General features: G+C 39.6%; 17 protein-coding genes. 2 read left to right on the top strand and 15 right to left on the bottom strand.

What is annotated here, in order from left to right:
- From BLS33_RS07935 to BLS33_RS07920, 4 genes are all read right to left on the bottom strand, one after another.
- Positions 1 to 462, bottom strand: a 462-nt coding sequence (locus tag BLS33_RS07935) for a c-type cytochrome domain-containing protein (RefSeq protein ID WP_317039842.1), incomplete at its 3' end; no start/stop codon positions are given.
- Positions 463 to 734: 272 nt separating this feature from the next.
- Positions 735 to 1,277: a YceI family protein gene (locus tag BLS33_RS07930; protein ID WP_089887064.1), complete on the bottom strand. Its 543-nt coding sequence runs from the start codon at positions 1,275 to 1,277 to the stop codon at positions 735 to 737.
- 109 nt (positions 1,278 to 1,386) lie between these two features.
- On the bottom strand, positions 1,387 to 2,058 hold the full coding sequence (locus tag BLS33_RS07925; RefSeq protein ID WP_089887061.1) for a VOC family protein: 672 nt from the start codon (positions 2,056 to 2,058) through the stop codon (positions 1,387 to 1,389).
- Positions 2,059 to 2,074: 16 nt separating this feature from the next.
- On the bottom strand, positions 2,075 to 3,112 hold the full coding sequence (locus BLS33_RS07920; protein WP_245731326.1) for a formylglycine-generating enzyme family protein: 1,038 nt from the start codon (positions 3,110 to 3,112) through the stop codon (positions 2,075 to 2,077).
- 192 nt (positions 3,113 to 3,304) lie between these two features.
- Here BLS33_RS07920 and BLS33_RS07915 point away from each other — a divergent pair, with 192 nt between their 5' ends.
- Positions 3,305 to 3,985, top strand: a complete 681-nt coding sequence (locus BLS33_RS07915; RefSeq protein WP_089887058.1) for a head GIN domain-containing protein — start codon at positions 3,305 to 3,307, stop codon at positions 3,983 to 3,985.
- 93 nt (positions 3,986 to 4,078) lie between these two features.
- Here the strand turns inward: BLS33_RS07915 and BLS33_RS07910 are convergent, their stop codons facing one another.
- From BLS33_RS07910 to BLS33_RS07870, 9 genes are all read right to left on the bottom strand, one after another.
- Complete coding sequence (locus BLS33_RS07910; protein WP_089887055.1) at positions 4,079 to 4,261, bottom strand: CPXCG motif-containing cysteine-rich protein; 183 nt, start codon at positions 4,259 to 4,261, stop codon at positions 4,079 to 4,081.
- 53 nt (positions 4,262 to 4,314) lie between these two features.
- Positions 4,315 to 5,337, bottom strand: coding sequence for a Gfo/Idh/MocA family protein (locus tag BLS33_RS07905; protein WP_089887052.1), 1,023 nt, complete (start codon positions 5,335 to 5,337; stop codon positions 4,315 to 4,317).
- Between the two features lie 88 nt (positions 5,338 to 5,425).
- Positions 5,426 to 7,084, bottom strand: a complete 1,659-nt coding sequence (locus tag BLS33_RS07900; protein WP_089887182.1) for a RagB/SusD family nutrient uptake outer membrane protein — start codon at positions 7,082 to 7,084, stop codon at positions 5,426 to 5,428.
- Between the two features lie 35 nt (positions 7,085 to 7,119).
- The gene (locus BLS33_RS07895; RefSeq protein WP_089887050.1) at positions 7,120 to 10,122 is read right to left on the bottom strand and encodes a SusC/RagA family TonB-linked outer membrane protein; all 3,003 of its coding nucleotides are present in this window, start codon (positions 10,120 to 10,122) and stop codon (positions 7,120 to 7,122) included.
- A gap of 312 nt (positions 10,123 to 10,434) precedes the next feature.
- A complete protein-coding gene (locus BLS33_RS07890) occupies positions 10,435 to 11,796 on the bottom strand; it encodes a TolC family protein (protein WP_089887048.1) in 1,362 nt (453 codons plus the stop codon).
- A gap of 8 nt (positions 11,797 to 11,804) precedes the next feature.
- The gene (locus tag BLS33_RS07885) at positions 11,805 to 15,083 is read right to left on the bottom strand and encodes an efflux RND transporter permease subunit (protein ID WP_089887045.1); all 3,279 of its coding nucleotides are present in this window, start codon (positions 15,081 to 15,083) and stop codon (positions 11,805 to 11,807) included.
- Positions 15,083 to 16,219: an efflux RND transporter periplasmic adaptor subunit gene (locus tag BLS33_RS07880; RefSeq protein WP_089887043.1), complete on the bottom strand. Its 1,137-nt coding sequence runs from the start codon at positions 16,217 to 16,219 to the stop codon at positions 15,083 to 15,085. Before BLS33_RS07880 ends, BLS33_RS07885 begins: the two co-directional genes overlap by 1 nt.
- Before the next feature lie 295 nt (positions 16,220 to 16,514).
- The gene (locus BLS33_RS07875; protein WP_089887040.1) at positions 16,515 to 17,393 is read right to left on the bottom strand and encodes a leucine-rich repeat domain-containing protein; all 879 of its coding nucleotides are present in this window, start codon (positions 17,391 to 17,393) and stop codon (positions 16,515 to 16,517) included.
- A gap of 166 nt (positions 17,394 to 17,559) precedes the next feature.
- Positions 17,560 to 19,476, bottom strand: a complete 1,917-nt coding sequence (locus BLS33_RS07870) for an ABC-F family ATP-binding cassette domain-containing protein (RefSeq protein WP_089887038.1) — start codon at positions 19,474 to 19,476, stop codon at positions 17,560 to 17,562.
- Positions 19,477 to 19,681: 205 nt separating this feature from the next.
- Between BLS33_RS07870 and BLS33_RS07865 the strand changes: the two genes are divergently transcribed.
- The gene (locus BLS33_RS07865) at positions 19,682 to 20,065 is read left to right on the top strand and encodes a DUF983 domain-containing protein (protein ID WP_089887036.1); all 384 of its coding nucleotides are present in this window, start codon (positions 19,682 to 19,684) and stop codon (positions 20,063 to 20,065) included.
- A 31-nt stretch (positions 20,066 to 20,096) separates the two neighbouring features.
- On the opposite strand, the gene BLS33_RS07860 is transcribed toward BLS33_RS07865, so the two are convergent.
- Positions 20,097 to 20,963 carry a DMT family transporter gene (locus BLS33_RS07860; RefSeq protein ID WP_089887034.1) on the bottom strand — a complete coding sequence of 289 codons (867 nt, stop codon included), beginning with the start codon at positions 20,961 to 20,963 and terminating at the stop codon, positions 20,097 to 20,099.
- Positions 20,960 to 22,003: an NAD(P)/FAD-dependent oxidoreductase gene (locus BLS33_RS07855; RefSeq protein WP_089887032.1), complete on the bottom strand. Its 1,044-nt coding sequence runs from the start codon at positions 22,001 to 22,003 to the stop codon at positions 20,960 to 20,962. The genes BLS33_RS07860 and BLS33_RS07855 overlap by 4 nt, the downstream gene beginning before the upstream one ends.
- Between the last annotated feature and the right edge of the window lie 206 nt (positions 22,004 to 22,209).

Here is a 22,209-nt window from a genome sequence, read left to right as displayed (position 1 = left end):
CGATTTCACGGGAGGGATATAGGCCCAGTGTTTCTCGAACTTGGCGCCTTGTTTGATCCATTTCTTGATGAGTTCCTTCTCATGGGGATTGAGTTTCAATTGTGAATCGGAGGGCGGCATGACCTCTTCCGAATCTTCCGATACGATCCGCTTATAGAGCATGCTCATATTCGGCCTGCCCGCAACGAGCGCATGTTTCCCCGGGCTTTCGGGCAGTTCCGAAAACGCGTTCTCCTCAAGGTCGAGCCTCAGGCCCGCCTTGCGCTTGTTGGCATCGGGGCCATGGCAGGTATAGCACTTATCGGATAGAATAGGCTTGATATGGAAGTTGTAGTCGACCACATCGGGTATCTTCACCTTCGCGTACCCCTCGTTCTTGATGGTGAACGCCCCCTGCTTGATGGCAAAGAGGACCCCGACCAAAATTGCGAGAATGATGAATATACCTAGCTTTTGTTTCATTTATGAAAAAATTATTAGGTTTAAAGTTAGTGATTTCCCAATGATATGCCCAAACGCTTTTGTGAACTCTTATGATTCATATTTTGCCAATAATAGCGAACTAGCTAAGCTCACGGCAGAAAAAAATATTAATTTTCAAAAAGAAGATAATATCTGATGTTTTGTCATTGATGACAGAAAGACTAAAAATCGATGATAGCACATATCAAAGTGTGCAAGCCTGCAACATCAGTAGATTTAAAATTCAAAAAAGGCTCATCAATAGTTAGAGCTTATTCCTTAACGAAAGATAAATCGAAGATTACCTTGATGTCTTCACCTACTACAATGGAACCGAACATGGCCGTGGGAGGCTCCATATTAAAATCGGCCAATTTCAATTCTTTGGCCCCACTTAATTGCAATTTACCATTTGCCTGTACCACCTTAGTATCTATTTCAACCTCCTTTTCAACACCAGCAATGTTCAACATACCAGAGAGTGTTTGATTCTCACCACCTAGATTACTGACATCTTTTAAAGAAAAAATCACTTTCGGATGTTCTTCTTTTCTCAAAGCTTCGTGCATTTTTTTGTCCATTGCCGCACCTCGCTCACTAATAATATCTCCAACGGGCACCTCAAAAGAAATCTCATTTAAGGTAGCCGTCGTTGCTTTCAAGGTTCCGGCCAATGTGTTGGCTGTAACCGTCCAATCGTGAATAGTCGAAGAACCATCAATTTTCAATGTACTCTCAGGTGAAAGTGTGTACGTATCTTGTGCCAACGCATTCAACGTCAGACCTAGAAATACAAAAATCAAAGCTTTTTTCATTTGTCTAATACTTTATATTTAATTAAAATTGCGAGACAACGATTTCTATCAATTGTCGGATTCTTTTGAAACCTCAGATAAACTATTTATCTCAAAGGTGCGCCTACTATCATCTCGACAATCGGATAATTTTGTTATTCTCAAATTTCAAACCAGTAGCTTTTCCCTGCTCCTCGTACCAGATTGAAAAATCATTGCTTATCGCAGGCTTATCTGTGGGCAACCAATTTCTTCCTTCCTTTACCACAATAATCACACCGTTGTAATCTCCTGCCCAACAAAATATGCTATTAAATTCCATTTCATTTAATGGCTCAACATTAAACTCCGCCACCAATCTTCCAGCAACTTGAAGTGGGTTTTTAACAGGAAGGCCTATTTCATTTACTTTAATAATACTGTCGGCCGAAAATGAATGTTGCGACCTATACTTCAACGTAGGTCTTTCGATAAATTCGACAATGTTCGCGTCTTTATCATAGAAATAAATGGCCTTGCCGGAATCAAAATAAATAACTTTATCGTTCTTCAATCTCAACAATTCGACAGATCGATCCTCTACATAAGCTATTGCCGATTCTAAGGATTTTGGAGGTATTAGAAAGGCAAAATGATAGTAAGACATGCTGTCAGACTTTTCAAATATCAACTTGTTTTCTTTGGTAATTACCTCCAAGGTTGAAGCTGAAGTCCGTATACAATCGAAACCCAATACATCTGAATAGAAACTTTCTTGCTCATTTATATTTTGCGAGAAAATTTTTAATTCTTGGATTTCCATCTTTTATCTATAGACCCTATTCGTCTAATACGGTCTGCCAAAATTTTGCTTGTTCCTCAGCACTAGGTTGTGGATCAGGACTTACCAACCGAAATCCGACAAAATTAGAATCAGTGAACCACCAAAAACTTTTCGGAATCTGTGGGTCGCGTTTTTGCAATTTCAAACTTGATGCCGATCTTGACGCCGAACGAAGCATCTTGGCATCGTCGTCCCAAGAACCACCACGGTATACGCGGGGATGAATTACCTTTGGGGTCAACCATGGATTTTTGTTTTCCAAAGTTGCATAGGCATCTTCCTTATATTCGTCCAAAGTCCATTCTGCGGCATTTCCATGCATGTCATAAAGTCCCCATGGATTGGGTTTTTTCGTGCCGACCTTTGCATATTTACCATCAGCATTTTTATAATAGACCGCATAGGCGTCTAAATCAACGGTGGTGTCACCAAAGCTATAGGCCTCATTTGTACCTGCCCTGGCAGCATACTCCCATTCGGCCTCGGTTGGCAACCTGTAGAACCTTCCGGTCACCGTACTCAACCACTTGCAGAAAACCAATGCAGAATAGGCAGACATGCTCACCGCAGGAAACCCTTCTTTACCCATACCATATGAAGGATCTTCGTATGGGGGGCTTGGCCTTGTTATGGCATCGATTTTCATTACCTTATCATTTTCGAGCTTTACAAAAAGCTCTTGGTTCTGTTTGAAGAAAAGTTCGAAAATCTCCCAAGTAAGTTCATACTTACCCATATAAAAAGCATCTAGCTCAACTTCTCTTTGAGGACCCTCATCCGCTTTTCTATCCGCTTCCGATTCTGGGCTTCCCATTTTAAAACTTCCCTTAGGAATACCAACCATTTCAAATGAAACATCCGTTCCCGGTATTTGTTGGGTGAAACTAGCAGGTTGCGACTGTTCTTTCGCTACTACATCCTTCTCATTTTCAGCTGTTGCCGGTTTTGCCGATTTACAGGAAACCAGCAAAAGCCCCACTACAAAAAACCAACAGAAAAAACCCTTTAATTCTTTACCCATACGATGCTTCATTTCCGATATTTTAATTTGCATCCCAAGATATGGATTCTTTATGCATTGCAAAAACTTTTTTGTTTCCGCACCCTATTTTTGTTACATATGAAGTTTAACCTTCAAATATTGATTTTTAGGAAAATATAGTACTTTTGATGTGCTAATTCTGGTAATCGGAACTTAGCGACCCATTAATACATAAGCCAAAAAATGAAAAAATTCCTTCTTTTATTTATAGCAGTCGTTTCTCCAATTTTCTTATTAGCACAAAAAAGAAATATTAAGGAACTGGAAAAATTTACAGAAATCAAAGTGTATGACCGCATTATTGTCACTTTGATAAAAAGTAATGAAAATAGATTGGAAATCACCGGAGACGACAAAGATGAAGTGAACATCTCGAATAAAAACGGGCTGTTAAAAGTGCGTATGGAATTCGATAATTTCATGGATGGGGACGAAGCCAAAGCCACTCTGTACTATTCAGAAACGCTTAAGCTTCTAGACGCCAACGAGAATGCCAAAATAAACTCAAAAGAAACCATTAAAGGGGAACGCGTCGAAATAAAAACACAGGAAGGCGGAAAAATTGATTTAAAGGTTGATATTAAAGATCTTTACTCAAAATCGATTTCCGGTGGAGAAATTACCTTGACGGGAAACGCCAAAGTGCAAGAGGTCTTGGTGAATACTGGTGGAAAGGTGTATAATGAAGCGTTAAATACAGAAACCACAAAGGTAACCGTAAACGCTGGCGGAAGGGCCGATGTAAAAGCATCAGAAAGTGTTGAGGCCAAGGTTCGTGCCGGTGGATCTATCTATATCTACGGCAATCCGAAACAGATAGAAAAGGACAAAGTATTCGGAGGAAAAATAGAGGTCGTAGATTAAGGCATCTCACTTGACCCAATCTAAAACCGAAGTTCAAAAGTCAAATTTCAAATTTGAAATGGTAAGTTTTTGAACACCTGACAATAAAAATCTTTATTGCTCTATATCGGTAGCCTCAAATGCGACCAATTCATTATTTTCAAATTTAGGAGTTACCGAAATAGGGTTACAGCATACTTCGCAATCTTCAACATACGTTTGTTCAGAAACGGAAGGGTCAAGTAACATTGATATTTCTTCCCAGCAATATGGGCATTGAAAAAAGTGTTCGTACATGAGTTATATCACAAATTATTCGTCACTTTTAAATTCGACGATACTTCCTCCATTTATAAAAAAACAACACGAGTTTCGTCTGACGATTTGTAAATGGAAGTAATGACTTCGACCGCTTTTCGCGCCTCGGGACCATCGACCATTGGTGATCGATTCTCCATAACTGACGTTATCATATCTTGAATAACCTTTTTATGGTTTAGATGCGTAATAGCCGTCGGGTCGCTTGCACCGCTACCCATTTCCTCATTGGGAGTCGATGAAGGCCTGGGAAGTCCCTTGACGTTCCATTGCACAATTTTTCCACCTTCCATAAGAATACTGCCTTTCTCACCGTAAACTTCCAATTTTTCAGGATATCCCGGATAGAGTGCCGTACCTCCCGTGATAGTGCCTATTGCTCCGTTGGCAAACGAAAGTATCGCCGAACCAACATCTTCCCCCTCAATATCATGCACGAGCGTCTTTACATTTCCGAAGACCGAACTGACCGAACCCATTACATTCAATAATAAATCGATAGTATGAACTCCCTGATTCATGAATGCGGCACCGCCATCTAATTGCATAGTGCCCCGCCACGGATTGTTTTTATAATATTCGGTTGGGCGATACCAATTGATATGCGCATTACCCATCAATAATTTACCGAGCTTACCCTGGTCCACCGCATTGTAAAGTTCGACATATTCAGGACTACATCGATTCTGTAGCGTGCAACCCAACTTTACTTTATGTTGTTCACAAACCGCGATGACCGCATCAATTTTCTCTAACGAAACCTCTAAAGGTTTTTCAGAAAGTACGTGCTTGCCTGCTTTTGCAGCGGCTTTAATTGCCTCCCCGTGGTTACCACTTTCATTGCAGACGCAGACGATGTCAATATCCGATTGTTTGAGAAATCGGTCCATATCATCAAAAACCGAGACTCCGAATTCTTTCTGTGCGCTATCTATTCTTTGGCTTGATTTTGTATAAAGGGCAACGAGCTTGGCCTGATTCAACTCATTAATGCATTTTACATACGTGTTTACAATTGAACCTGTACCAATTATGCCGAAACCTATTTTTTCCATTTTACAATATTAGCTACCTCCAAAAATATAAAAAACAAGGGCCAATACTATGGTATCGGCCCTCGGTTTATTAATTAAATAATTATTCTTACTGTGGATATCCCGGATTTTGTGCATAACCACCCACTGTTCTATCTATCTGCTCCTGTGGAATCGGTCTCAAAATATGATAGTCTTGAATGTTCGGCGAAGCTGTAGGATTATGTAGCCTAACACGCTCTACCAATTTTCCGGTACGGGTCAAATCCCACCAGCGCCATCCTTCTCCTAGCAACTCACGTGCTCTTTCATCCAGTAAAAAATCAAGATCAACATCACCTCCAGTAATTTGAACAGCGGCCTCTTGGCCTGGCACTGCAGCTCTCGTTCTAATCACATTGATATCATCAGCGGCACCAGAAGGATTATCTTGCTGAAGTTTTGCCTCTGCACGCAACAAATAGGCATCAGCTAAACGCATTAACATATAATCGCGTTGACCTTGTGTTTTTTGACGGTCAGGCCTCGTTGGATCAATCCATTTATTCAGAGAAGGAAACAACCTTTCAGAATACTCATCATCAGTTATTACAATATAGGGCTTCGTATCTTGTCGGGATTGCGGCCACAAATCGTTTCGCATCGGACCAGGGATAAAGATAGCGGTATCACCTATAGCCAAAGCGGCCCTTGCAGGTTCTTCAGCGGTCGCTTCAGTAGCCGGCTCATCTTTATTAGCATACCAAACATGTTTAAATGATGCGTCATATCGTGTATCGACATCCCTATCCCACAACTCTAATGTAAAATCGGTGGGCCGAAACCGCTTCCATGGCCTACCATTGGCAATATCCCTCGTCATACCCCGGCGAACGTCATATTCCTGTAAAAAATACAGATGGCCCCTATGTCCATAATCATCTATACCACTATCTACCTGTGATTTAGAATTGGGAATAACAAAAACCATTTCGCTGTTTTCTTGATTTGAAATGTCAAATATATCTGCATAATTATCCAACAAAGCGAAGCCATAGTTATTAATTACATTTCCAAATAATGTTTCTGCCATTGAAGCATCATTTCCCTCGGCAAAAGAGGTATAGCTACGTGTCAATAACACTTTGCCTAACAGAAATTCTGCAGCAGGCTTTGTAGCACGACCATAATCACTCTGTTCAGCCGGAAGGGTAGAAATTGCAAATTCAAGATCGGGCACAATTGCTTGTGCATAAATTTCTGCCTTCGCAGTTTTGTTTGCTTCTATTTCTATACCCTCAGTTTCTTCCAAGGAAAGGTGAGCATCACCGTAGGTCTTGACGATATTAAAATAATATAATGCCCTTAAAAAGCGAACCTCTGCCAAGCGGACAGTTTTTTCCGCTTCGTCCATATCAACCGCCGCAGAACGATTGATAACTCCATTAGCCTGATTGATACCGCGGTACCAAGTTTGCCAAGCATCCCTTGCCATTGAGGCCGATGCATTCAAGCTGGTATCATAAAAGTTAAAAAACTTGTGACTGCCATCCGCTCCGTTGTTATAGGTATCCGTTCCAAAAACGGTCATTGTAAAACCTATTTCCTGGCCGTAAAACGGTTTTAAAAAGGAATAGGTTGCATTGACCGCATCATCTAAACCTTTTTCCGTGGTATAGTACGAAGCTGCCGAAACATCGGTCACCAACACTTCTTCAAGAGCATCATCGCACGAGTAGATTAGAAGCCCTAGGGCCAAAAACCAAATAACGTATATTCTTCTTTTCATAATATTAAAATTATTTTTTTTAGATGTATCCATGATTAAAATCTAGCCTTTAGTGATAAAGAATACATTTTATTGCTGGGCACTACGCCACTGCCCAAAGAACCTGCAGAATTATCGTTCTCAGCGACCTCAGGGTCAAAGGTTTCATAATCTGTAATGAACCAAAGATTTTGACCCGAAAGGCTCAACTTTAATTCTTCCATTCCCAATTTCTCGGCAAACGATTTAGGCAGGCTATAAGCCAAGGAAATATTTCTTAGCTTAATAAAACTACTATCAAAGTATCTCAAAGTAGATCCATCCCTTGGGCTTTCCTGATTCTCGTCCGGTCTTGGGTTGGCGTTGGTCGGGTTATCAATCGTCCAGTAATCGACATCCAGGTTATTGTATCTGGCGAATAAGGAGTTGTTACCACCATGAAAATTAGAGGTGACTGTCTGTCCTTGGCGGAAATAAAAGAAAACGCCCAATTCTAAACCTTTATACGAAAATTTATTGTTTAAACCCCCGTAATAATCAGGTGTATCAGTACCCTGAATTTTTCTATCGCTTGGTGTAATTAAACCATCACCATCGACATCATTGAGGCGAATCTCGCCGGGCACTTTATTCTCTTGTGATTCGGCCAGGGCAGCCTCATCGGCTTGGTAAATACCGATTTTCTCATAGTCATAAATCACCTCGATTGGTTGACCGATAAACCATCCATTACCAACGTCATCAATTGAATTTCCATTTTCATCTTTGAGTGCCAATTCTACAATTTCCTCCCTATAGCCCGCAATGTTGAAATCCATATTCCATGAAAAGCCATCTGGGTTATCAAAAATTTTGGTGTTAATGGCAAATTCCAATCCTTGTGTACGGGTAGCTCCTATATTCTGAAGAATACTCTCATAGCCCGAAGTATATGGGAGACTTCTGTTCAAAAGGATGTCTACCGTATTCGTTCGGAACCAATCTATAGCCCCAGTCACACGGCCATTGAAAAGGCCAAAATCAAGACCTATATCCAATGTTTTGGATACTTCCCAACCTAAATCAGCATTGGGTATTTCAAAAAGAGCTCTACCCAGCGCATTAGCTTCTCCCCATGCGTAGGTGGAAGGTGCCAACCTACCTGCCGTTTGATATGGAGCAACAGAGGTATTTCCTACCTCTCCATAAGAAGCCCTAAGCATTAATTGAGAAACAGACGATTCTTTCAAAAAGGATTCTTCAGATATTCTCCATCCAGCAGAAAAACCCGGGAAATAATTCCATATATTACCTTCTGCCAACCTCGAAGAGCCATCTGCACGTAACGAGGCCTGAAACAAATATTTGCCAGCGATGTCATAGTTCAACCGCCCCATAAAAGAGGTCAACGTCCATTCTGTCAATCTTGATTCGGCAAGACTATTATCCGCAGAACCTAAATTATAAAAGGATTGTGATTCATAAGGTATGCCGGTTACCGACGCCAGTGAGTATTCTGTGCGAGAGTTCTGTATACTCTGGAGTAACGTCACCTTTAAATTATGGTTTGCATTGATCGACTTATCGTAGGTCAACAAGTTTTCCAAGGTATATGCAAAATTATCAATCCGTTCGATAGAGGCATCACCTGGTCCACCACGATTGTCATTGGTCAAACTACCCCTAAACTGTCCTCGTCTACCCAATCGAATATCAGGGCCAAATAAGGTTCTCCATTGTAGTCCGTCAGTAATATTGATATCTAAAAACACGGGTGCGAAAATACGTGTCCATTTTCTTTCGTCAATATAAGCTCCGTCAACCAATTCATTTAATGGGTTGGTTCGTATACCATCGTTCGTTGGCAGAAATAAAAGCTCACCTTCCGCATCGTACGGAACACCTAATGGATTATTCGCCAAAGCTTCTCCAATGGTAGCATTCGAGCCCCAATTCTGGACCGAATTTGAAATCATAAAAGAAGCGCCGATTTTGAAGATATCGTTTATACGGTGATCTACATTAATCCTCCCTGTAAATCTTTCGTAATCTTGGTTGCTGATAATACCTTGTTCTTTAAAGTATCCCAAAGATGAATTAAAGGTGGTATTCTCTGAGCCCCCGCTTACACCTAACTGGTGATTGGTCTGATACCCGTTTCCAACTACTAAATCAAGCCAATCGGTTGAACGCCCCTCTTCCAATGATACTAATTCGATAGGGTCAAAAAATACATCGGCATCTGGCGGAATGGTACCATTCCAAGAAGAACGCCTCGCCTCCCTTTTCAAAGCGGCATATTCTTCTCCATTCATCATATCGACCAATCTGGTTGCAGAAGTCAAACCGATTTGACTACTGTATCGCACCTGCGTTTTACCCACTCTACCACGGTTGGTTGTAACCAGAATAACACCGTTAGCACCTCTAGAGCCGTATACAGCCGTTGCGGCGGCATCTTTCAATATTTGCATGGAAGCAATATCTTGCGGATTGATATCAGACATCGATTCGGAACCATCGATTAATGGAATACCATCGACCACGTAAAGTGGATCATTGGAAGCCGTTATAGAACGCCGACCTCTAATTCGAACACTGGAGGTTTGTCCAGGCCGGCCACCACCAGACTGAATATCGACCCCTGAAATCTGGCCTTTAACAGCGTCAATAGTACTTGATGTCTGAACTATACCTAGTTGTTCAGCTTGCACAGAGGCGATTGCGGCCGTAACTTCGCCTTTCTTTTGGGTACCATAACCCACCACTACCACTTCGTCAAGCAAACCGGTATCGGTTTCTAACGAAGCGTTTACAGTAGACCTTCCATTTACAGCAATTTCCATGGGCTTAAAGCCTATATAACTGTAAATTAGCACTCCATTCGCATCGACATTAATGGCATAATTTCCATCAAAATCGGCTACAGTTCCAACGGTGGTTCCCTTTACGACAATACTGGCACCCGGCAAAGGAACACCGCTACCGTCAGTTACGGTACCGGTCACTTGCCCCAATATTGCGTTAAATGATAGCATAGAAAAAGCCATCAGCAGAAAAGTAATTTTTCTTCTTAGCATGTGTTTGAGTTAAAGTTAATTTGTTAGTTTTTGTTAAATGTTAATTTTTTAACAATTCCGAATGTAGAAAAAATAATTGTAAAAAATACACAATAAGAAAATTTTATGGCCAAAAAACCAAGAATATTAAAATTTTTATTCAAAAAAGTTGCCTAATAGTATAATTCAATGCAATCGATTACAAAAAACATCACGTGACATGCCCCGTAAGATCCAGCGATTTCATCTATTAATCTAAGCTAAAAAGAATACCACAATTATTTTGTTCCTCTTGAGAGCGGAACGTCATTTGACCTAAAGTCTGAAGTTGTCTTATAATTCTACGTTTAGCAATTGACCCGTTAACTGTAGTAATTGAAGTTCTGCCAATTTTGCGTCGTATTTCGCCAGATTTTTATTTGTCTGGGCGTTTAACAAATTGATTTGGGCCTGCCGAAATTCAATGGAAGTAATACGACCCAATTGAAATTGCTCTCTTGAACGTTCAAAATTATTTTGATTGGTCAGCACATTCTGCTCTTGTATCTCGAAGATAGTCAACCGGTTTTCATAGATGGCCAGTGCATTGGCAATATCTCTATCTACCTCTAAGGACACTTGCTTCTGAAATAGTTCTTGGTTTGCATAAGCAATTTTCGCATTCTTTACACGCACGGAGGTTCCGCCCCCATCAAAGAGATTCCAAGTTAGGCTGGCGCCCAATCCAAAATTTAGGGTATTTCTATTACTTCCAGGAATAACCTGTCCAGGAATAAAGGAAGAAGCCGCACTTTGATTTAAATTCCAACCATAAGAACCATTTAAACCGACCGTGGGCAAATATCCCGATTGATTAACCTTAATATCATAATCATTGATAGCCATATTACGTCGTGTTTGGAGAATGGCGACATTGTTCTCTTTAGACTGTGTCACCAATTCATCCAATTGTAGCCTGGGGATAAAGCGAATCAAGGTATCGACTTCGTAGACCGCATCGAGATTTTGATTCAAAACCACATTTAAATCACGCTTGGTATTCATCAATTGTTGTTGTGTATTCAAAAGGTTAATGCTATCGTTGGTTACATCTACTTGGGCGTTCAGAATATCAAGCTTGGTGTTTTGCCCATATTCAAAAGAATATTCTGCCCTCTTTATCCGATCAGTTGAAATTTCAAGGGCCTGTTGCAACACATTTTGGTTTTCCGAAAGTCGTGCAACCTCAAAATAAACACTGAATAGTTGAAGTAAGGTATTTTCTATGGTTTCCCTAGCCTGTAGCTCACTTAAAGCGTATTGTTCTTTCAGTCTCTTATAATTGTAAAATCGACCCATGCCATCGAAGATGGTATACCCCACATTCAAGCCTGCATTATAGGACTGTGATTCGGCATGATTGATTTCAAGATCTGGTCGAGCCTGACCATCAGAATCAAATTGGCCCGGATAGCCGGTCGTACTATTCAACTCATTGTAGTTCGCCCCTGCAGTGCCGGTTAGACTTGGCAAATAGCCAGAGTTCAACAGACTTTGATTGTTATCGGCAATCGCCACCTGATTTTCTGCGATCTTGATACCGAAGTTATTTTCGAGCGCCAATTTTACGGCCTCTTCTTTTGACAATAAATTTTCTTGGGCAAAAAGACTTCCAAAGACCATTAACAATAGGCCACTTATAAGTATTCTCTTCATTCTTAGGACTATTCTTTACTTTCCATTTTTTTGGCCGGCTCGTTCAATTTCACCGAAGCTCCATTTAAAGTCTGTGCCGGTCTATCATGCATATGTTGCTCCTCCTTTTGTTCTTTTATGGCACGTTCGACTTCTTCCTTAGTGACATCGTCACCCGTTTTCAACCATTTAGTAGTAACTTTTATTCTATTGCTAAATGCCAAGAATATAGGCAATAATAACAACGTAAGAACTGTGGCAAAAGCAATTCCATACGCAATGGATATGGCCATAGGCTTCAAAAATTGTGCTTGTCTACTTCTTTCCAATAATAGTGGTGCCAAACCTGCAATGGTGGTTATAGAAGTCAAAAATATGGCTCTGAAACGAGAACGACCGGCCTCAAAAATGGCATCGTCAAACTTCATTCCGTTACGCAGGTTTCCATTAAACTTACTAATGAGAACGAGACCATCATTCACCATAATACCCACTAGGGCGATGATACCCAACATAGATAGAATGTTGACCGGAAAACCATGAATCCAGTGGCCCCAAGCTACCGCTGTTAAACTAAACGGCACCAATAAAATAAGTAACAATGGCTGACTGAAACTTCGGAATGTAAACGCGATAGTGATATAAATTAACAACAATACGGTTAACCCAACCACGCGTATAGAACTAGTCATTTTATTAGCCTCTCTGTTTTGGCCTTCATATGAAGCCGTTACCGTGGGATATTTTGATTGGATTTCAGGCATTATCACAGTGCGGATCTCAGTCATGATATCCGTAGCACTTGTCGTTTTTTCATTCTTGATATCTGCCGAAACTTGAATCTCACGTTGTCCTAAAAGATGGTTTATAGCAACATCTCCTCTTTCGATTACATAGCTCGCTATTTCCTTAAAAGGCACCTTGTTTCCGTCTGGCGTTTCAATACGCATTTCATCCAAATTGGCAATTGAAGATCGATTCTCTCGATCATATCTTACCCATACCTTAATTTCATCTTGACCTCTCTGAAAACGCTGCGCCTGCGAACCAAAAAACCCTGCTCTAACCTGATTCATTACCGTACGAAGGTCAAGACCCAATAAATAGGCATTCTCTTTTAGTTCAAGCCTAATTTCCTTGATACCAGCAGGGTCATTATCCGCTACATCTTTAAGTAGTGCATTATTCTCAAGTTCAGATTTTAGCTCCTTTTTGGCCGCTTTTAATTCGGTAATATTATTGCCTAGAAGGGAAACCGACACCGGACTACCCCCAAAATTACCTCCAGAACCATAGATAAGACTTTCTACCCCAATCACTGGGCCCATCAACTCTTGAAGCCTATTGGTGACCAAATCTGAACTAATAACATCCGGTCTTTCTTCACCTGGCAATAGGTTAATATCCAACGAGGCTGCAGAAGAACCCGGACCAATTTTTTTGATGGTATTTTCAAATAGTTTTTTACCAGTTCCTTTCAAGTACTTTTCAGTAAGCTCTTGGTTTACTATAATAGATTTCTCTTCAATTAATGAAATAATAGAATCTGTCACCTTTTCATTGGTTCCGTTAGGCATCAGCAGATCTACCGAAACTCGGTCACTTGCTACTCTTGGAAAAAATGCCGTTCTAACCACCCCTCCTCCAACAGAGCCCAGAGTAAGCACCAAAGCCATTACGAAAAAGGCGAACATGAGCACTTTATAACGCAGTCCGAAACGCAGAGCAGGACTGTATAACTTATCCCGCATCCAAACCATAAAACGGTCACCCATTTCGTTGATGACCCTTAACTTGGCAAAAGCTTTACCAGCAGCTGTTTTAGGTTTCTTATCTATGGTCTTCAATGCTTTTGAATGTGCCAAATGAGCGGGAAGAATAATCAATGCTTCAATTAAAGAAACTGCCAATGTCAGTATAACGATTACGGACACCTCACTAAAGAACTCCCCTATCCTTCCATCTAAAAATAGAAATATGGAAAAGGCTAGAATGGTGGTAATAATTGCCGAAACAATAGGAGGAATGACCTCCATAGTACCATCAATAGCCGCCTGTATAGGTGATTTTCCTTTTTCGTAATGCTGGTAAATATTCTCCGCAATCACGATACCATCATCTACCAGAATACCGATAACGATAATCATACCAAAAAGCGACAGCACGTTGATGGTGACGTCAAAAAATCCTGCAAAAATAAACATCCCCAAAAAGGAAATTGGCAAACCAAATGCTACCCAAAAGGCCAGACGTGTATTCAAAAACAGGGATAAAAATATAAGTACCAAAATCATACCCACAATGGCATTTTCGGTAAGTAGTTGTGTCCGTTGGTTAAGTGTGATACTGCGATCACTTACAACGTGCAGTTTTATATTATTATGCTTGTGATTGAAATCTTCTATATACTCCTTTACTTTTTCTGCTGAACCAAGAAGGTCTTCGGTATTTGTACTTGTAATGGAAGCGCTTACCGAAAGATTACCATCAAAATAAGAGGCATTAGGTGATTCTTGGAAACGATCGCGTATCACTGCAACATCTTTCAACCTTATCGTTCTACCTGATGGGTCTGCCCTGACCACCATATTAGATAGCTCATCGCCATAGTAAGACCTATTATTTGCTCTAATCAAGTATTCTTCTGCGTCGGTTTTTATGTTACCGCCCGTAACCAAGATATTTGCATTTGCCACGGCTTGTGAGACTTCGCTAAAAGTAATATTATAGGCTAGCAGGCTGTTTTCGTTAACGGCTATCTCTATTTCCTCCAAGGGATAACCACTCATTTCTATTTGTGAAATACCATCTATCGTACGAAGCTCGTTCTCGACTTGCCTACCTATTTGCTTTAAAGTAGCCAGGGGTATGTTCTCACCGCTTATGGCAAAAGTTATAGTTTCTCGAACAACATCCAATTTCGAAACAATCAACGGTTCCATTCCTGTTGGAAATGTAGGTACTCTATCTACTGCATTCTTGACTTCCAAGAGCATAAAGTCTATATCACGCCCTTTTTCGATTTCTACATTGATAATACCACTGTTCTCACGAGCTGTCGATGTAACACGATCAACACCCTCAAGGCCTTTTAAATTATCTTCAATCTGCAGCACAATACCCTCTTCTACCTCTTGCGGGGAAGCCCCTGGGTATGCAATAGCAATTGTTATATTCTTAGAGTCAGTAAGTGGAAAATAGCTGGATTTTAAAGATAATGCCCCGACTATACCGAAAATCATGAAAGTAAAAACAAAGACGTCTACGGCTACATGATACTTTATAAAATAAGAGATGATATTCCTCATTATTCTTTGATCTTTGCGTTACTCTCATCAAAAACCTTGACCAGCATTCCGGCATAGGCGCCTACTACTGGTTTTGAAACAATAGTAATTCCATCGGGTATATTTTTCAGTACTACCTTTCTATCAGAAAAATATACCGGTTTCACATCTATGATATCTAAAATGGTATCACGTACGACAAAAATTTTGTCGTTTTCCAATAATAACCCGCGATCTACCTCAATCGCGTCGTTTTCTTCTTTGGCATTCAAATGAGCCTCTAAGTACATACCCTCCCTTAAACCTTCGTCTTCAACTTCTATGAAGGCCTTTATTGTTTGAGAGCCCTGATCGACCCTTCCATTGATACGCGCCACTTTCCCTGTATACTTCTTTGTTCCGTTTAAGTTGACTAGGTCGACCGTTTCGCCAACCTTTAACAAATCGCTGTATGTTTTGCTCACGGCAACCTCTAACTCGTAAACACCCGTATTAATGAATTCACCTAATTTTTGACCTACCCTAATCAAGGTTCCTTCAGTAACTAAAGCTTCTGCAAGCACACCTTTAAAAGGGGCAGAAATACGGTATTTAGATAACCGCTGCTCTAGGTTCTTAATGTTGTAGTAATTGGTCAGTATACCACGACCCGAAATAAAATATTTTTCCTTTTCAGAAGTCATTTCTGGTAAAGGAGGCGTACTTCCATTAATATCAAAACCATTGAGATAATCTTGCCACTTTGAAAACACCTCTGGATAGTCGAGCCGTAAATCGGGCATTATAGAGGTGATTAAATTGTACAACGTACTTTTCGCCGATTGCACACTAGCAGCATACTCAGAGGCGTCAATTCGAATAATGGTCTCACCTCGGTCGTACACCTGACCCGCTTTAAAAAGCTTGGTACCACTTCTGAACACGCCTTGAACCTCTGCATACAATTCAACACGCTGTTTAGCCATTAGATTTCCATTGGCAGGAACGACTATTGAAACTGTACCGTTTTGCACAGTGTCGACAAAAACTGTTTTTACTACCTTCTCAGGACGCGGTTTTAGTGTTTTTTTGCTATTTACAATAGCCATTGCCCCATAGATGGAAGCCCCTATCAATAACACTCCTAAAATTGAAAGGATTATTTTTCTTGTATCCATGAAAGTTGATTGGTCGTTAGACTGCAAAACTATCTATTAGTTTAAGCGAGTTTTGTTAAATATATCCTAAATAATATTTATTGGTTTAAGAAGACAGCGCATCTCTTAGATTATAAAATAAACCTCACCAGAATTGAAAGCTATACCCTTCGGACAAGCAATCTCTTTTAAACTTTGAAAATCAATTCAATAGCCCCAAACCGACCTAGGTGTATTCACTAAAGGAAACAAAAAAGGGATACAATATGCATCCCTTTCATTAATTATCAAACTGATAAAATTTTCAAATTATTGGCTACTCATCATTATCATCTTCAAACTTCGTATCGGCCATTCTTGTTCTGCTGAAGTTAACATCTTTAAAGTTTTGCTTGTCATCTTTTTTATCATAATCGAATACCGTGAATCGCGCTTCATCCATCGATTGCAAACTTTTGAAAGAATTAAACTTGTTGTTCTGTATCTGCAAAATTCGTAGGCTCGCCAATTGCCCAAACTCTGTAGGGATATCACCTTCTAATTGGTTATTGGCCAAAACCAATTCCCTTAATGCTGTAAGGTTACCCACCTCCGTAGGTATGGCGCCTTCCAGATTATTTTCAAAAAGACCCAAACTTTGCAAATGCACCAAATTACCTAATGAACCCGGTATGATACCTTTAAGCAAGTTACTTGATAGATTAAGAACTCTCAAATTAACCAAGTTTCCAATACTTTCTGGGATACTTCCTGTTAGAAGATTATTGAACATTACAAGCTCTTCCAATTTCTCCATTTTACCTAAAGCCTCAGGAAGTGAGCCTTTTAAACGATTCATTTCCAACCGCATCACTTTTAAATCTTTCAGCTTCACCAAATCTTTCGGAAGTTCACCTGAAATAGAATTAAATGCCAAATTGAGAATCTCAAGCTGTTCAAGCCGACCTATGCTTTCTGGCACAAAGCCCACCAAATTATTTCTAAACAAATTTATCTGTGAGACATGACCGTTCGCTACGGTGACACCATACCAAGTCGATACTGGCTCATCAAGATTCCAAATTTGCACCCAGTCTTTCCCATTAGTGGCGTCATAAAACTCGATTAACGCTTTTTTCTCTTTATTGGGAACTTGGGCAAAAACCTGATTTCCGGCCATTATAGTCAACATCAGAAAATAAACAAGCTTTTTCATAGATAGTTAGGTTACTTTAGATTATAGTTAATCACTTAAAGAATTTACCTACAAAGTAACAATAAAACCCCTTTAAACGAAAAAATTATCGGTGAACAGCCCTATAATGTTGTGAAAGGTTAAATTGATGTGGTTTGACAAAAAAAGATATGTAATCTCCAAGGAATTAGGAAGTCATATCCTCCAAACTCATGGTAATCTCTTCCCAATTTTTCATCTGATCTTCCAATATTTTCTTCTTATTTTGATATTTGTCGAAAAAACCTGGTATGGCAATGGTTGCATCATAGTCCATTAGCAATTGGTGATCAATCTCGGCAATTTCCTTTTCTAATGTTGCGATAGAACTTTCGACAGAACTAAGTTTGTTCTTCAGCGACTTTAATCTTTTCTGGTCTTCAAAACTTACCTTATTCTTTACTGGCTTTTCTTTCTTGCCCGTATCTATTTTCTTCTTTTCGATAGCCCTAAAATCATCGACTTTGCGTTGTTCTAGATAATAGTCAATATCACCTAGATATTCTTTGATTTTACAATCCTTAAATTCATAAACTTTATTGGTAAGACCCTGTAAGAAATCCCTATCGTGAGAAACTAAGATTAAAGTACCTTCAAAATTCTGCAGTGCTTTTTTTAGTACGTTCTTGGACTGAATATCAAGATGGTTGGTAGGTTCATCCATAACCAAAACATTGAAGGGCTGCAAAAGCATTTTTGCCAACGCCAATCTGTTTCGCTCACCACCTGAAAGCACTTTAACATACTTCTCTACCTCATCACCCTTAAAAAGAAAAGATCCTAAAATATCTCTAACCTTGCTCCTATTTTTTTCATTGGCAGCATCTATCATAGTATCCAAAATGGTTTTTTCCCCATTTAAGTATTCCGCCTGATTCTGGGCAAAATACCCGATTTGAACATTATGGCCTAATTTTAAGTGCCCTTCATGATTCAACTCGCCGACCATAATTTTTGCCAAAGTCGATTTTCCTTGACCATTTTGTCCGACGAAAGCGGTTTTACTATTGCGCTCAATGAGCAAATCTATGGCATGGAGCACCTTATGGTCTCCATAGCTTTTAGAGAGATGCTCAATTTCAGTTACGACTTTACCCGGGGTCACCGAAATAGGAAAACGAAGGTTCATGGCGGCGTTATCATCTTGATCCACTTCGATGCGCTCCATCTTATCTAGTTTCTTTATAAGAGATTGTGCCATGGAAGCTTTTGTAGACTTTGCCCTAAACTTTTCTATGAGGCGTTCTGCTTGTTGAATCTCCCTTTCTTGATTTTTTTGGGCGTTTAATTGCTGTTCTTTGATTTCGCCCCGAAGCATCAAAAATTTAGAGTAGGGTTTATTATAATCATAAATTCTGCCCAAAGAAATTTCAATTGTTCGGTTGGTCACATTATCCAAAAACATCTTATCGTGAGATACGATAACCACAGCTCCTGGAAAGTTTTTAAGAAATTGCTCTAACCAAATAATAGATTCTATATCAAGGTGGTTTGTCGGTTCATCTAAAAGCAAAACGTCATTATTCTGCAATAGCAATTTCGCCAATTCGATACGCATACGCCATCCACCGGAAAAAGTATCGGTTTTTTTATCAAAATCTTCTCTTCTAAAACCAAGTCCTAAGAGTATCTTTTCAGTTTCTCCCTGATAATTATAACCGCCTAAAATTTCATAGCGATGACTGACATCACTCAAATCGATCATTAATTGGTTGTAACTTTCACTCTCATAGTCGGTTCTTTCTGCCAACTGATGATTGATTTCATCCAATTGAAGTTCCAAGGCCTTGATTTCTTCGAAGGCTTGATGAGCCTCCTCCAAAACCGATCTTCCTTGCTCAAAATCAATATCTTGCCTTAGAAACCCGACCTGAACGTCTTTTTCCATTGCAATGACTCCTGTATCAAGAGGCATATCTTTTGTAAGCAATTTTAAAAGGGTCGATTTTCCCGCACCATTTTTACCAATCAACCCTACACGGTCTCCGGCATTTAATCGAAACGATATTTCCTCGAAAAGATATTCGCCTCCAAAAGAAACGGAAAGATTGTGAATGTTGAGCATGTCTTTTAATTATTGTTTTGTGTAAGTCTGGTGGCAAGTTCAGATTTAAATTCGTTTGACTTACAACGTTTATTCAAACCCTATTATTACAATGATATTTTAAATCTATATCACCCGCCACCCACCTTTTAAGTTTTTGCAATTATTATTTAGCTTCTTGACAAAAAAATGATCAAAACCGTATCTTTGCCGAAAGATTTTGCAAATGTTAAAAAAAGGAAACAAACTCTACAGCATTTTAACAGGAACTTGTCCTAAATGCCATTTAGAAAGTATGTATGAAGACAAAAACCCTTATCATTTGGCCCGTATTTTTAAAATGCATGAACGTTGTTCGCATTGTGGAACAAAATACAAGATAGAACCTTCTTTCTTTTATGGCGCCATGTATGTTAGTTATGGGGTAGGTATTGCCTTCGCCGTGACAGCTTTTGTAATAGCCTTTTTGTTCATCGGAACCTCTTTGACAACGACTTTTATCTCCATTGTTGTTACAATGGTTGTCTTTATGCCAATTATCATCCGTTTATCAAGAAATATCTGGATCAACATTTTTATCAAATATGATCCAAAAGCTGTCAAGAATTGAGTTGGGTCTTATTCGAATTACCTAATTCCCATTATACGTTTTGAACACTTTTTTTGCGATTAAACCTTATGAGCAATAAATTACTTGCCATAATCAAAATTCCGCCTAAAACCATATTAAGACTTAACACTTCATCAAAAAACAGATAACCAAAGAGTACGGCACTTACGACTTCTAAATACATTAAAGTTGAGGCGGTCGCGGCACTTAAATACTTTAGACTATTAAAAAATAGGCCAAAAACAACAATTCCAGCTATTAATCCAAATAAGGTGCCGAGGCCTATATCACCTATTTCAGCTTGACCAACCCCTAAAATAAAAAAGGGCATGAATATAAAGGCGCCCAAAATATTTTGATAGAACACCATTTCCAGGCTGTGGTAGTTTTTAGCCTCTGATTTAAAAAGTACTACCGTGGCCGCATTGGTCAAGGAAGCGCCAAGTGCTGCGAGCATGCCCAAGAAATCGTTATTCTCAAAAGTGAATGGCTTATCGGAATATGCCAACACGATGCCAAGAAAAGTTAAAACAAGAAGGAAAGTTTGATATTTATCTACTTTCTCTCCAAGAAATAAGAAGCCTAAGATTGCAACCATAATAGGCCAGGTATAGAACAATATCACGGCATTACCTATTGAAGTATAAATAAAGGCAATAAGGTACAAGTAAATGCGTATGGAATTGATTAAAGCACCTACCAGCAGTTTTGGGTAATTGCCATGAAAAGGCTTTACACCATTGATTATCATCCAAATAAAAACAATGGCAGTTGGTACGGTAGTACGAAACCACGCAATCGAAGTAGCGTCTATGGTATGAATATTTTTTATAATCACACCGCTTGTACCAGCGATAAGGGCCCCAAAGACAACCCCGTATGTTGCCTTACTTTTCAATTTGTAGCGAATCGTTCAATATTCATTTCTTTGTGAATAGGTATTTTATCTTCTATCAACCCATATAATTGTTTGGCCGCATACGGGCCGATCATAACTCCCCTAGAGCCAAGTCCATTTAGCACATAAATATTTTTGTGCACGGCATGTCTTCCCACTAGTGGTTTTCTATCCGTGACGGTAGGCCTGATGCCTGCTGAATGGCATTCCACCTTATAGTCACAGCTTACAAAAGCTTCGAATTTTTTTATCAACTCTGACTTGGCTTCCAAAGTGGGGGCATTGGTCTTGTCTTTCCGCTCGTAGGTTGCCCCGATACGATATCGGTTATTTCCTAGGGGAATCACGAACACCGATGACTTAATGACATTTTCCTCCTTTAAAGCGGCAGATTTTATAGTCAAGAGCTCACCCTTGGTTCCATTTAACGGTAAATATTTGAAATAGGGATTTTGCCTCAATCCGAAACCTTCTGCGAAAACAATTTGTTTGGCCTCAACTGCTTTGTACGTTATGCCGTTTGCATGAACTTCTAAAGCGTCATAATCAAAAGATTCAGAAATCAATTGCTCTTTTCTTCTTAAGTAGTCGCTATAGGCTAAAAGTAACTTCCCTGTATCTATTCTTCCAGTATACTTAACCTTGCCATAGCCATAGGGCGCGTCAATCGACTTATTTTTATTTTGTTCTATTTCGGTGGATAAAAAATGCTGCAGCCCCTTTTTATCAGATGCCTCGAACCATGCATTTTGTTCTGCAATCGATGCAAAGCGACGTAACACGGGAACTTTATAATCTAATTGCAATCCCATTTTTCTTTCCAATTCTTTGTAATGGGGGATAGCAACATCTAACTGCTCCTTGGCATTCCAGGCCAATGTAAATCTTTTTAAGATAACCGGGTTGTACAAACCCGCAGCCACAACGGAAGAAGTTTGGGAATCATTGCTAACCACCATAAACGATTTGTTGTGCTTTTCCAATTGCTCACAGAAAGAAATTCCTGCAAGACCGAGACCAACGATAATATAATCTACCATGGGCGCAAAGGTAGAAAATTGGACTTCATACCGCGAGGCAGAATCGCATATATGAAATTAAAAATACCAACTCAATATGCGACAGCCGGAATTACGCATAAAAAAACGTCCTGATGGCTAGCCATCAGGACGTTCTGTACTCTTGAATTGGAATGTATTATTTTTTTTTAGGATGTAAACAAATCCTTTTTGAAGTGGCGTTTTAG

This window comes from Kriegella aquimaris (genome assembly GCF_900103215.1).
Lineage (GTDB): Bacteria > Bacteroidota > Bacteroidia > Flavobacteriales > Flavobacteriaceae > Kriegella > Kriegella aquimaris.
The sequence above is the reverse complement of the archived record's forward strand: the minus strand, read 5'-3'. Positions and strand labels throughout refer to the sequence as shown.

What these genes read in the sequence shown, in the direction of transcription:
- BLS33_RS07895 (WP_089887050.1), bottom strand. Translation starts at nt 10,122, where the DNA reads ATGCTAAGAAGAAAAATTACTTTTCTGCTGATGGCTTTTTCTATGCTA.
- BLS33_RS07925 (WP_089887061.1), bottom strand. Translation starts at nt 2,058, where the DNA reads ATGGAAATCCAAGAATTAAAAATTTTCTCGCAAAATATAAATGAGCAA.
- BLS33_RS07885 (WP_089887045.1), bottom strand. Translation starts at nt 15,083, where the DNA reads ATGAGGAATATCATCTCTTATTTTATAAAGTATCATGTAGCCGTAGAC.
- BLS33_RS07930 (WP_089887064.1), bottom strand. Translation starts at nt 1,277, where the DNA reads ATGAAAAAAGCTTTGATTTTTGTATTTCTAGGTCTGACGTTGAATGCG.
- BLS33_RS07880 (WP_089887043.1), bottom strand. Translation starts at nt 16,219, where the DNA reads ATGGATACAAGAAAAATAATCCTTTCAATTTTAGGAGTGTTATTGATA.
- BLS33_RS07865 (WP_089887036.1), top strand. Translation starts at nt 19,682, where the DNA reads ATGTTAAAAAAAGGAAACAAACTCTACAGCATTTTAACAGGAACTTGT.
- BLS33_RS07890 (WP_089887048.1), bottom strand. Translation starts at nt 11,796, where the DNA reads ATGAAGAGAATACTTATAAGTGGCCTATTGTTAATGGTCTTTGGAAGT.
- BLS33_RS07905 (WP_089887052.1), bottom strand. Translation starts at nt 5,337, where the DNA reads ATGGAAAAAATAGGTTTCGGCATAATTGGTACAGGTTCAATTGTAAAC.
- BLS33_RS07855 (WP_089887032.1), bottom strand. Translation starts at nt 22,003, where the DNA reads ATGGTAGATTATATTATCGTTGGTCTCGGTCTTGCAGGAATTTCTTTC.
- BLS33_RS07900 (WP_089887182.1), bottom strand. Translation starts at nt 7,084, where the DNA reads ATGAAAAGAAGAATATACGTTATTTGGTTTTTGGCCCTAGGGCTTCTA.
- BLS33_RS07915 (WP_089887058.1), top strand. Translation starts at nt 3,305, where the DNA reads ATGAAAAAATTCCTTCTTTTATTTATAGCAGTCGTTTCTCCAATTTTC.
- BLS33_RS07910 (WP_089887055.1), bottom strand. Translation starts at nt 4,261, where the DNA reads ATGTACGAACACTTTTTTCAATGCCCATATTGCTGGGAAGAAATATCA.
- BLS33_RS07875 (WP_089887040.1), bottom strand. Translation starts at nt 17,393, where the DNA reads ATGAAAAAGCTTGTTTATTTTCTGATGTTGACTATAATGGCCGGAAAT.
- BLS33_RS07920 (WP_245731326.1), bottom strand. Translation starts at nt 3,112, where the DNA reads ATGAAGCATCGTATGGGTAAAGAATTAAAGGGTTTTTTCTGTTGGTTT.
- BLS33_RS07870 (WP_089887038.1), bottom strand. Translation starts at nt 19,476, where the DNA reads ATGCTCAACATTCACAATCTTTCCGTTTCTTTTGGAGGCGAATATCTT.